The following is an 11,292-nucleotide window of genomic DNA, read 5'->3' on the forward strand; positions in this document are numbered from 1 at the left end:
ATACCGACGTACATGTGGAGCCCACCGACGCGTCTTTTCTAGACGGGGCGCGTTTCGCGCAAGGGTTGAAGCCCGATGGCTACGTGTCGCTGGGCGGCGGCTCTGTCATCGACACGTGCAAGGCCGCCAATCTGTACGCCACCTATCCCGCCGACTTTCTGGCCTACGTCAACGCCCCGATCGGCGAGGGCAAACCCGTACCCGGCCCGCTCAAGCCGCATATCGCGTGCCCGACCACGGCGGGCACCGGCAGCGAGGTAACCGGCATCACGATCTTCGACCTTTTGTCGCTAAAGGCCAAGACCGGCATCGCTTCTCACGCGCTGCGTCCCACCGAGGCGCTCGTCGACCCGGACTGCACCGCGAGCCTGCCGCCCGAGGTCGTCGCCTCGGCAGGGCTCGACGTGCTGTCACACGCTCTGGAGTCCTTCACCGCGCGGCCTTACGTCCGGCGGCGGGCTCCCGAACGGCCCAGCCTGCGGCCCATGAGTCAGGGCGCGAACCCGTGGAGCGATTTGGGCTGCCGTGAGGCGTTGCGCTTGCTGGGGCAGTATTTGGAGCGTGCGGTGCACGATGCTTCCGATAGCGCGGCCCGCGAGCAAATGATGTGGGCGGCAACGCTTGCGGGCATCGCGTTCGGCAACGCGGGCGTTCATGCGCCGCACGGCATGGCCTACGCGGTAGCGGGGCTGGTGCGAGACTTCCGCCCGTCCGGCTATCCGGCCCATGAACCACTGGTGCCGCACGGCATGGCCGTCATACTCAATGCGCCCTCGTCGTTCCGCTACACCGCGGAGGCGAGTCCGGAGCTGCACTTGGAGGGCGCACGGCTGCTCGGCGTTGACACCCAACACGCCGGCGCGAGTGATGCGGGCGAGGTGCTGGCCAACGAACTCATCCGCATCATGCGCGCGGTGGGCATACCGAACGGCCTCGGCGGCGTGGGCTACAGCGAAGACGACGTGGCCGCGCTGACCGAGGGCGCTCACCCTCAGCAGCGTCTCCTGCAGAACGCCCCGCGCGAGATGAGCAAACCTGTTCTGGCGGACCTGTTTCGGCGCGCCATGCGGTACTGGTAGTCATACATTCATGCCTGCGTTTTCTGCGGTGCCGCCCACACCTGACGGGCTCACCAGTCGCGACTTCCCGGTGCATTGGCCGGTGCTGACTCGATGGGCCGACAACGACATGTTCGGCCACCTGAACAACGCTGTGTACTACCAGCTTTTCGATACCGCGATCAACGGCTGGATCCAGACCAACGTCGCGCTCGACCCGGTGACGGCGTCAGCGCAGGGCATCGTCGCCGAATCGGGCTGCCGCTACTTCTCCGAACTGCACTTCCCGGAACGGCTTGTCGTCGGGGTGGCCGTGACCCGGCTCGGCAACAGCAGCGTGACGTATCGGCTCGGCGTCTTCCGGGGCGCCGAAGACCTGGCCGCCGATGAGCCGCAGGCCATCGCCGCGGTCGGCCACTGGGTGCATGTATACATCGACAAGGCCACCCGCCGGCCGACCCCCATCCCCGACGACATCCGCGCGCTGCTGTCGACGGCCTGCGTGAGTTAGCGGCCGCAGCGTTCTCGTTATGCTCGGCCAATGCCTTTTGTCAGCAAGACCGTTGAGGTCGCCGCCAACGCCGATACGATCCTGGCCATCGTCGCCGACTTCGAGTCGTACCCGGAGTGGAACGACGGAGTTCAGGGCCTGTGGGTGCTGGCCCGCTATGACGACGGGCGCCCAAGCCAGCTGCGTCTCGATGCCAAATACGAGGCCATAGAGGACAGTCTGATCCAGGCGGTCTACTACCCGAGCCCGACTCAGATTCAGACCGTGCTGCAGCAGGGCAACCTTTTCAAAAAGCAGGAGCAGTTGTTCAGCGTGGTGGACACCGGCTCGTCAGCGCTGCTGACCGTGGACTTGGACGTCGAGCCCTCGTTGCCGATACCCGCACCGATGGTGAAGCAGTTGGCCGGCAACGTGTTGGACTACCTCGCCGAGAACCTCAAGAAGCGCGCCGAGGACCTGGCGGCGTCAACTTAGCTAGTCCCAGATTCCGCTGGTTTGCAACCGTTCCGTGAGCCGGCGCGCGCCGTCGGTGAATTGGCTCTCGGTGTGCTCGACGACCGCGGCGGTGTCGCGGCGGCGCAGCGCCGCGATCACCTCGCGGTGGTTCTGCACGGCGGCGGCACCCCATTCCGGGTCCGCGGCGTACACCACCAACGGCATGTACCGAGCCACGTGCAGCAGGAACCACGCCAGCTTGATCCGCCCGGTGGTGTGGTTGAAGGCTCGGTGAAACGCGAATTCCGTCGTCGCGATCGCGTCTATGTCGGCAGCGGCGACGGCGGTGGTCAGCGCATCGGTGAGGTGTTCGAGGTCGTCGATCTCGTCGTCGGTGATGCGCTGGGCCGCAGACGCGGCGAGTTCCCTGGCGATGGTCGCCTGCACCCAGAAGATGTCGTCGACGTCCTGGCGGCTCAGCGGCAACACGACGTGGCCGCGGTGCGGCTCGAGTTGCACCATCCCCTCGCCCCGCAGCTTCAACAGCGCTTCGCGTACCGGGGTCGCGCTGACGCCGAGTTTGGCCGCGGTCTCGTCGAGCCGGATGAACGTTCCCGGCCGCAGTGCGCCCGACATGATCGCGGCCCGCAGATGGCCTGCGACCTCGTCGGACAACTGCGCTCGGCGCAGCGGAAGACGGGCCTGCCGCTGCGCGGAAGGCCGCCGTGCCGCCGGTTCGCTGAGCGCGGTCACCGGGGTTGTCTTCGTGACGCCCAGACCATAGTGTGACCCAGACAACACTAGGTTTTATCAAATATCAACTTAAGCACAGCGCTTAGCTACGAGAAGGGAAGCGACCACGTTGACCGCGCAGTTGACCGGCCACACAGCTCATGGGACGGACGCCGACGGAACCTCGTTAGAGCAGCCGTATTTGGCGCGCCGACAGAACTGGGTCAATCAACTCGAACGGCACGCGTACATGCAGCCGGGCGCCACTGCGCTGAGATTTCTGGGCAACACCGTCACCTGGGCCGACCTTCGCGACCGGGTCGCGGCACTGGCCGGAGCCCTGGGCCGCCGAGGGGTCGGCCCGGGTGACCGGGTGATGGTCTTGATGCTGAACCGAACTGAGTTCGTCGAGTCGGTGCTGGCGGCGAACATGATCGGGGCCATCGCGGTTCCGATCAACTTCCGGCTGACCCCACCCGAGATCGCCTATCTGGTCGAGGACTGCGAGGCACGGTTGATGATCACCGAATCGGTGCTGGCTCCGGTGGCCGCCGGTGTCCGAAACCTCACGTCGATGTTGAGCACCATCGTGGTCGCCGGTGATTCCGGTGCGGACGATCTGCTGGCCTACGAGGATCTGGTGAACGAGCCGGGCGACCCGGCCCGGGCAGCCGATGTGCCCAACGAATCGCCGGCGCTGATCATGTACACCTCCGGCACCACGGGCCGGCCCAAGGGTGCGGTGCTGACCCACACCAACCTGACCGGTCAGACGATGGCCAACCTCTACACCCACGGCGTCGCCGCCGACGATGTCGGATTCATCGGTGTCCCGTTCTTCCATATTGCCGGAATCGGCAACCTATTAACCGGACTTTTGATGGGGCTGCCCACGGTGATTCATCCGTTGGGCGCATTCGACCCCGGACACCTGCTCGACGTCCTGGCCGCCGAGAAGGTCACCGGGATCTTCCTGGTTCCCGCTCAGTGGCAGGCGGTATGCAGTGCGCAGCAGGCGAATCCACGTGATGTGAGGCTGCGGGTGATCTCTTGGGGTGCCGCACCGGCGTCCGATACCCTGCTGCGACAGATGTCGGAAACTTTCCCCGGGTCGCAGATATTGGCCGCCTTCGGTCAGACCGAGATGTCGCCGGTGACTTGCATGCTGCTGGGGGAGGACGCGATCAGAAAGCTCGGTTCGGTCGGCAAGGTGATCCCGACCGTGGCGGCTCGCGTGGTCGATGACGAGATGAACGATGTGCCAGTCGGGGAGGTCGGCGAAATCGTCTATCGCGCACCCACATTGATGGCCGGCTACTGGAACAACCCGGATGCGACCGCGGAGGCGTTCGCCGGTGGCTGGTTCCACTCCGGTGACCTGGTTCGGATGGATGCCGAAGGCTACGTGTGGGTGGTCGATCGAAAGAAGGACATGATCATCTCCGGCGGCGAGAACATCTACTGCGCCGAGGTGGAAAACGTCCTCGCCGGTCACCCGCAGATCGTCGAAGTCGCGGTGATCGGACGTCCAGATGACAAGTGGGGCGAAGTGCCGATCGCGGTCGCGGCGGTCACGCAAAGTGGTCTGCGCATCGAGGATCTCGACGAGTTCCTCGGTGAGCGGCTCGCGCGCTACAAGCACCCCAAGGGCTTGGAGATCGTCGACGCACTGCCGCGCAACCCCTCGGGCAAGGTGCTGAAGACCGACTTGCGGACGCGTTACGGAGCTTCCGCTGGGCCTCAAAGCGCCTCAGCGTCAACGGATCCAGGGTAGATCGGATGAACCTGACATAACGAAGAACGCGCAGGTCAAATTGATGAAAGGCTAATAACGCGGATGCCATGCAAGCCCACGAGCCCATCGGGTACAGTCCTGTGGTCCGCCTTACTACCAACCAGTAGGGAGACGGAGATCACACACCTAGGGACGGGGCAAGGAGTGGTGGTGCGAAACTCTTCGCCGCTCCCCCGCAAGTCGCAGGGGCGCGGCGGGAAGGGGTGCCAGTGACAACGACGCAGCCTCGGGTCACTGATTACGTCCGTGACCAACTAGGCCCCCCTTTGGTTCTCGTCGGCGGTTTCTTCCGGATGTGTGTGTTGACCGGAAAAGCGTTGTTCCGCTTCCCATTTCAGTGGAAAGAATTCATCCTGCAGTGCTGGTTTATCCTGCGGGTAGCCCTGCTGCCGACGATGGCGGTGTCGGTGCCGGTGACCGCGCTTTTCATCTTCACCTTCAACATCCTGCTGATCCAGGTTGGTGCAGCTGACATCTCAGGCGCCGGTGCGGGTATCGCCGTCATCACCCAGATCGGCCCGATCAACACCGTGCTGGTGATCGCCGGTGCGGTCTCGACGGCCATCTGCGCAGACCTTGGTGCGCGCACCATCCGCGAAGAGATCGACGCGATGGAAGTGCTTGGCATCGACCCCATTCACCGGTTGGTGGTTCCGCGTGTGCTGGCCTGTGCCCTGTGCGGGATGCTGCTCAACGCCTTGGTCAGCATGGTCGGCCTGGTCGGCGGATTCCTGTTCGGCGTCTACATGCAGAACGTGTCGGCCGGCGCGTACCTGGCCACGCTGACCCTCGTCACCGGGCTGCCCGAAGTCGTCATTGCGACGATCAAGGCACTGTCCTTCGGGCTCATCGCAGGACTGGTCGGCTGCTACCGCGGCCTGACGGTGAAGGGTGGTTCCAAGGGGCTGGGCACCGCCGTGAATGAGACTGTGGTGCTGTGCGTGGTCGCGCTGTTCGCGGTCAACGTGGTGCTGACCACCATCGGTGTGCGCTTCGGAACGGGGATGTGACATGTCGACCGTCCAGGTATTGCGCGGCCGCTTCCCACGGGCGTCCTCCACGCTCCGCAAGTACGGCGAGTCCGCGACCAAACCGCTCGACGAGGCCGGCAAGATCGGTTGGTTCGCGATCATCGGTGTCCGCGACATGGTGTGGGCGCTTGCCCGTTATCGCAAGGAGATTCTGCGCCTGATCGCAGAGGTCGGCATGGGTACCGGCGCGATGGCCGTGATCGGCGGTACCGCGGTCATCATCGGCTTCGTGACGATGTCGGCCGGTTCGCTCGTCGCGATCCAGGGTTTGGCGTCGTTGGGCCACATCGGTATTGAGACCCTGCTCGGGTTCGTCGCCGCCTTCATCAACGTCCGTCTCGTCGCGCCCATCGTCACGGGGATCGCCTTGGCGGCCACCGTCGGCGCCGGCGCCACGGCTGAGCTCGGCGCCATGCGGATCAGCGAGGAGATCGACGCGCTCGAGGTGATGGGCGTCAAGTCGACGGCATACCTGGTGTCGACCCGCATGCTGGCCGGACTGGTCGTGATCATCCCGCTCTACTCGGTCGGTCTGATCCTGTCGTTCCTTTCGCCGCAGATCGTTACGACCGTCTTGTATGGACAGACATCCGGTACATATGAGCACTATTTCCGAACGTTCTTGCGCCCCGACGACGTGTTCTGGTCGTTCGTGGAAGTCATCATCATTGCCGCCGTGGTGATGTTGTCCCACTGTTATTACGGCTACAACGCCAGTGGCGGTCCCGTCGGGGTGGGCGAGGCGGTCGGCCGCTCGATGCGCTTCTCGTTGGTCGCAAACCCCATTGTCATCCTGTTGGCCGAAATGGCGCTCTACGGCGTCAATCCGAACTTCAACTTCACGGTGTAGGCGGCCATGACGAGTCCACGAGGGAAGATCAACAAAGCGCCGTTCCAGCCCTTCCGGGTGGCCGGTGTCATCGTTTTTCTGATCGCTGCGCTCGTGCTGTGGTTGGTGTTCCTGCAATACAACGGTGACTTCACCGACAAGACCAAGCTGACCATGCTGTCCGACCGGGCCGGACTGGTGATGGACCCCGGCTCGAAGGTCACCTACAACGGGGTGCAGATCGGCCGGGTGGACAAGATTGACGAGGTCCAACGGGACGGCAAGCCTGCGGTCAAGTTCACCTTGGACGTCTACCCCAAGTATCTGCACCTGATCCCGGCCAACGTCGACGCCAAAATCGTGGCCACCACGGTGTTCGGCGAGAAGTACGTGTCGATGACCGCGCCGGAAAACCCTCTGCCGCAACGGATCACGCCGTCGAACGTGATCGACGCCCGGTCGGTGACGACGGAGATCAACACGTTGTTCCAGACCATCACGCAGATCGCGGAGAAGGTGGACCCGGTCAAGGTCAACCTGACGCTGAGCGCAGCCGCGCAGGCGTTGAGCGGGTTGGGCGACAAGTTCGGGCAGTCGATCATCAACGGCAGTGCCGCGCTCGACGAAGTCAATCCGCGTATGCCGATCATCCGTCACGACATTCAGCAGTTGGCCACGCTGGGCGACACCTACGCCAACGCCGCCCCCGATCTGACCGATTTCCTCAACAACGCGTCAACCACGGCCCATACGATTCACGCGCAGGAAAAAGATCTGGACCGGGCGCTGCTGGCCGCGGCGGGCTTCGGCGCCACCGGCGCGGACATCTTCAACCGCGGCGGCCCGTACCTGGCTCGCGGCGCCAAGGACCTGGTGCCGACGTCCCAGCTGCTGGACACCTACAGTCCCGAGTTGTTCTGCACCGTCCGCAACTTGCACGACGCCGAGCCCAAGGTAGCCGCTTTTACCAGCCCGTATTCGCTGCGTTCCGAAACCGAACTCTTCTCCGGGCTGGGGCTGGCTCTGAGTCTTCCGGGCCTGGGAATCACGGCGGCCACGATGGGCCTCTCAGCGCTGACCGGCCTGATCGGCGGAGCGCCCAACCCGTACATCTACCCGGAGAACCTGCCACGGATCAATGCGCACGGCGGGCCGGGCGGCGCACCGGGTTGCTGGCAGAGCATCACCCGTGAACTGTGGCCAGCGCCGACGCTGGTCCTGGACACCGGCAACAGCCTCGCGCCGTACAACCATGTCGATACCGGCTCCCCGTACGCAGTCGAATACGTCTGGGGCCGCCAAGTGGGGGACCACACGATCAACCCATGAAAATCACCGGAACCCTCTTCAAGCTCGGCATCGTCTCGCTGGTGCTGCTGTTCTTCACCGCGCTGATCATCGTCGTGTTCGGTCAGATGCGCTTCGACCGGACCACCACGTACACCGCGGAGTTCAACAACATCAGCGGGCTGCGCAACGGCCAGTTCGTTCGGGCATCCGGGGTGGAGATCGGCAAGGTCAAAGACATCAAGCTGGTTGACGGCGGCCACCGGGTGCGGGTCGATTTCGACGTCGATCACTCCGTCCCGCTCTATCAGTCCACGACCGCCCAGGTGCGTTACCTCAACCTGATCGGTGACCGCTATCTCGAACTCAAACGCGGCGATGGCGAAGGTGCCGACCGGGTTCTTCCGCCGCACGGGTTCATCCCGCTGTCGCACACTCAGCCGGCACTGGACCTGGACGCGCTGATCGGTGGGTTCAAGCCACTGTTCCGGGCCCTTGATCCGGAGAAGGTCAACAACATCGCCACCGCCATCATCACCGTCTTCCAGGGGCAGGGCGGCACCATCAACGACATCCTCGACCAGACGGCACAACTGACCTCGCGCATCGCGGAGCGTGACGAAGCGATCGGCGAGGTGGTCAAGAACCTCAACATCGTGCTCGACACCACGGTCAAGCACCGCCAAGACTTCGACCAGACCGTCGACAATTTCGAGAAGCTGATCAGCGGCCTGAACGAGCATGCCGAACCGTTTGCCGCAGGTATCGCGAACATCAGCAACGGGGCCGGAACGGTGGGGGACCTGCTCGCCGACAATCGCACTTTGCTGCACAAGACGCTGAATTACCTCGAGCCCATTCAGCAGACCGTCGTCGACCAGAAAGACCTCTACGACGACCAGATTCACCGGACGCCCATTGGCGTGAACATCGTCGGGAACGCTGCCGGCAACTATGGGGACTGGGTCAACTTCTACCTGTGCGACCTCACGCTGAAGACGAACGGACTGCAAGCGGGTGGACCGGTCCGCACGGTCAAGATCTGGTCGCAACCGACGGGTAGGTGCACGCCGTAATGAGGACGCTGGAACCCGCCAACCGGAAGCGCATCGGCCTGATGGGCCTGATTGTGACGGTGATGGTCGTCGGTGTCGGTCAGACTCTCACCAGCACCCCGCAGCTGTTCGCGCAGCCCAGCTACTTCGGACAATTCACCGACTCTGGGCAGTTGAACAAAGGCGACAAGGTCCGCATTGCCGGCGTCGACGTCGGCCAGGTCGAGGCCATCAACATCGATGGCGATCACGTCGTGATGAAGTTCTCGACTGGAAGCCAAACCATCGGCACCGAGAGCCGGCTGGCGATCAAGACCGACACCATCCTGGGTAAGAAGGTGCTCGAAATCGAGCCTCGCGGCACCCAGACGTTGCGACCCGGTGGCACGCTCCCGCTGGGTCAGAGCACTACGCCCTACCAGATTTACGACGCGTTCTTCGATGTCACCAAGGCCGCCGCCGGCTGGAACATCGACACCGTCAAGCAGTCGCTGAATGTGTTGTCGCAGACCATCGATCAGACCTACCCGCATATCAGCGCGGCGCTGGACGGGGTGGCTAAGTTCTCCGACACCATCGGCAAGCGCGACGAGCAGGTCACCCATTTGCTGGAGCAGGCCAACAAGATCGCCAGCATCCTGGGCGACCGGAGCCAGCAGATCGACCGCTTGTTCGTCAACTCCAACAACCTGCTGGCCGCGTTCAACGAGCGCAGCCGGGCGATCAGCGCGTTGCTGAGTAACGTATCCACGTTTTCGGCCCAGGTGGAGAACCTCATCAACGACAACCCGAACCTGAACCACGTCCTGGAGCAGCTGCGCGTCGTCAGCGACCTGTTGGACAAGCGTAAGGACGATCTAGCGCTGACGATTAAGAACTTCGGGAAGAGCGTTGCGGGCCTGAACGAAGCCGTCGCGTCGGGGCCGTATTTCAAGGTGCAGCTGACCAACCTGCTGCCTTACTGGATCCTGCAGCCGTGGGTGGACTCCGCATTCAAAAAGCGCGGCATCGACCCGGAGAACTTCTGGCGTAGTGCCGGGTTGCCGGCGTTCCGGTTCCCCGACCCGAACGGCACGCGGTTCCCCAATGGTGCGCCGCCGCCTTCGCCGCCGACGCTGGAAGGAACCCCGGATCATCCGAACCCGGCGGTGGCGCCTGGGTCGCCGTGCTCGTACACGCCGACGCCGGAATTGTTCCCGCGGCCTGGCAACCCCATGCCCTGTGCCGGTATCGACCAGAACCTGGGGCCATTCGGACCGAACGGGCCGTACCCGGCGCTGCCCGATGTGGCCTCCTCGCCGCCGAACCCCGCCGGTCTGCCCCCAACCCCGGGGATCCCGATCGCCGGGCTGCCCGGCCAGGTGCAACCCGATGTGCCGGGCACTCCGGTTCCCATCGCACCCGGGCCGCCGGGGGCGCGCACCGAGCCGCTGGGACCACTGCCCGGTCCGGCTCCGGCGAATCCCGCTGCGGCACCGCCACCAGGACCAATGCCTCCAGGACCCCCGCCCCCGCCGGGACCGGGCAATAACCTGCCGGCACCGTATATCGGCAACACAGGTGGAGCTGGCGGCAGCGGTGCGCAAGGAGGTAACCAGAATTGAGCACCGTCTTTGATTTCCGCAACGTCCGGCTGCCGAAGCTGTCACGGGCCTCGATCGTCATCGGCTCGCTCGCGATCGTGGCGGCACTGGTGCTGGGCTTCCTTGGCATCCAGCTCTACAAGAAGCTGACGACCAACACCGTTGTGGCTTACTTCCCGGTCGCGAACGCCCTGTACAACGGGGACAGGGTCGAGATCATGGGCGTCAAGGTGGGCGCGATCGACAAGATCGAGCCGGCCGGCGACAAGATGAAGGTCACCTTCCACTACTCCAACAAGTACAAGGTGCCCGCTGATGCGCAGGCGGTGATCCTCAACCCGACGCTGGTGGCGTCGCGGTTGCTCCAGCTGGAACCGCCCTACAAGGGCGGGCCGGTGCTGGCCGACAATGCGGTGATCCCTGAAGAGCGCACCCAGGTGCCGACCGAATGGGACGAGCTGCGCAACACCATCACCAACGTCATCTCCAAGCTCGGGCCGACCAAGGAGCAGCCCAAGGGCCCGTTCGGGGACGTCATCGAGGCGTACGCCGACGGACTGGCCGGCAAGGGCAAGCAGATCAACACCACCTTCAACAATCTGTCGCGGGCGCTGACCGCGCTCAATCAGGGGCGAGGTGACTTCTTCGCGGTGGTCCGCAGTCTCGCGCTGTTTGTGAATGCACTGCACGCCGACGACCAGAAGTTCGTCGCGTTGAACAAGAATCTGGCGCAATTCACCAACAGCCTGACCGGTTCGGATCAGGACCTGGCCAACGCGCTGCAGCAGTTCGACGGCCTGCTGACCACGGTGCGACCGTTCCTGGACAAGAACGCCGAAGTGCTCACCCACGACGTCAACCAGCTTGCGGACACCACCAACGCGCTGGTCCAGCCGGATGCCCTGAACGGCCTGGAGACTTCTCTACACGTCATTCCGACGGCGCTGTCGAACGCCAACCTGATCTACCACCCGGC

The 11,292-nt window shown here is 64.1% G+C and carries 11 protein-coding genes; 10 read left to right on the plus strand and 1 reads right to left on the minus strand.

What is annotated here, in order from left to right:
- The 3 genes from VN856_RS01045 to VN856_RS01055 form a co-directional block, all read left to right on the plus strand.
- The coding region (locus tag VN856_RS01045; protein WP_325685277.1) for a hydroxyacid-oxoacid transhydrogenase at nt 1-1,079 on the plus strand (1,079 nt) is incomplete at its 5' end.
- Between the two features lie 10 nt (nt 1,080-1,089).
- Nucleotides 1,090-1,569, plus strand: a complete 480-nt coding sequence (locus VN856_RS01050) for a thioesterase family protein (protein WP_325685279.1) — start codon at nt 1,090-1,092, stop codon at nt 1,567-1,569.
- A gap of 30 nt (nt 1,570-1,599) precedes the next feature.
- On the plus strand, nt 1,600-2,043 hold the full coding sequence (locus tag VN856_RS01055) for an SRPBCC family protein (RefSeq protein WP_325685281.1): 444 nt from the start codon (nt 1,600-1,602) through the stop codon (nt 2,041-2,043).
- Here the strand turns inward: VN856_RS01055 and VN856_RS01060 are convergent, their stop codons facing one another.
- Complete coding sequence (locus tag VN856_RS01060; RefSeq protein ID WP_325685283.1) at nt 2,044-2,757, minus strand: GntR family transcriptional regulator; 714 nt, start codon at nt 2,755-2,757, stop codon at nt 2,044-2,046.
- A gap of 109 nt (nt 2,758-2,866) precedes the next feature.
- Between VN856_RS01060 and fadD5 the strand changes: the two genes are divergently transcribed.
- The 7 genes from fadD5 to VN856_RS01095 form a co-directional block, all read left to right on the plus strand.
- Nucleotides 2,867-4,510 carry a fatty-acid--CoA ligase FadD5 gene (fadD5, locus tag VN856_RS01065; protein WP_414686842.1) on the plus strand — a complete coding sequence of 548 codons (1,644 nt, stop codon included), beginning with the start codon at nt 2,867-2,869 and terminating at the stop codon, nt 4,508-4,510.
- A gap of 314 nt (nt 4,511-4,824) precedes the next feature.
- Nucleotides 4,825-5,541, plus strand: a complete 717-nt coding sequence (locus VN856_RS01070; protein ID WP_414686843.1) for an MlaE family ABC transporter permease — start codon at nt 4,825-4,827, stop codon at nt 5,539-5,541.
- 1 nt (nt 5,542) lies between these two features.
- Nucleotides 5,543-6,412 (plus strand): ABC transporter permease, encoded by an 870-nt coding sequence (locus VN856_RS01075; protein ID WP_325685286.1) that lies wholly within the window; start codon nt 5,543-5,545, stop codon nt 6,410-6,412.
- A 6-nt stretch (nt 6,413-6,418) separates the two neighbouring features.
- Complete coding sequence (locus VN856_RS01080) at nt 6,419-7,720, plus strand: MCE family protein (RefSeq protein WP_325685288.1); 1,302 nt, start codon at nt 6,419-6,421, stop codon at nt 7,718-7,720.
- Nucleotides 7,717-8,754 carry a virulence factor Mce family protein gene (locus VN856_RS01085; RefSeq protein WP_325685290.1) on the plus strand — a complete coding sequence of 346 codons (1,038 nt, stop codon included), beginning with the start codon at nt 7,717-7,719 and terminating at the stop codon, nt 8,752-8,754. Before VN856_RS01080 ends, VN856_RS01085 begins: the two co-directional genes overlap by 4 nt.
- On the plus strand, nt 8,754-10,337 hold the full coding sequence (locus VN856_RS01090) for an MCE family protein (RefSeq protein ID WP_325685292.1): 1,584 nt from the start codon (nt 8,754-8,756) through the stop codon (nt 10,335-10,337). The genes VN856_RS01085 and VN856_RS01090 overlap by 1 nt, the downstream gene beginning before the upstream one ends.
- On the plus strand, nt 10,334-11,292 hold a 959-nt coding region (locus VN856_RS01095), incomplete at its 3' end, for a virulence factor Mce family protein (protein ID WP_325685293.1). The genes VN856_RS01090 and VN856_RS01095, both read left to right, overlap by 4 nt.

The sequence above is a fragment of the Mycobacterium sp. genome, assembly GCF_035603715.1.
GTDB lineage: Bacteria > Actinomycetota > Actinomycetes > Mycobacteriales > Mycobacteriaceae > Mycobacterium.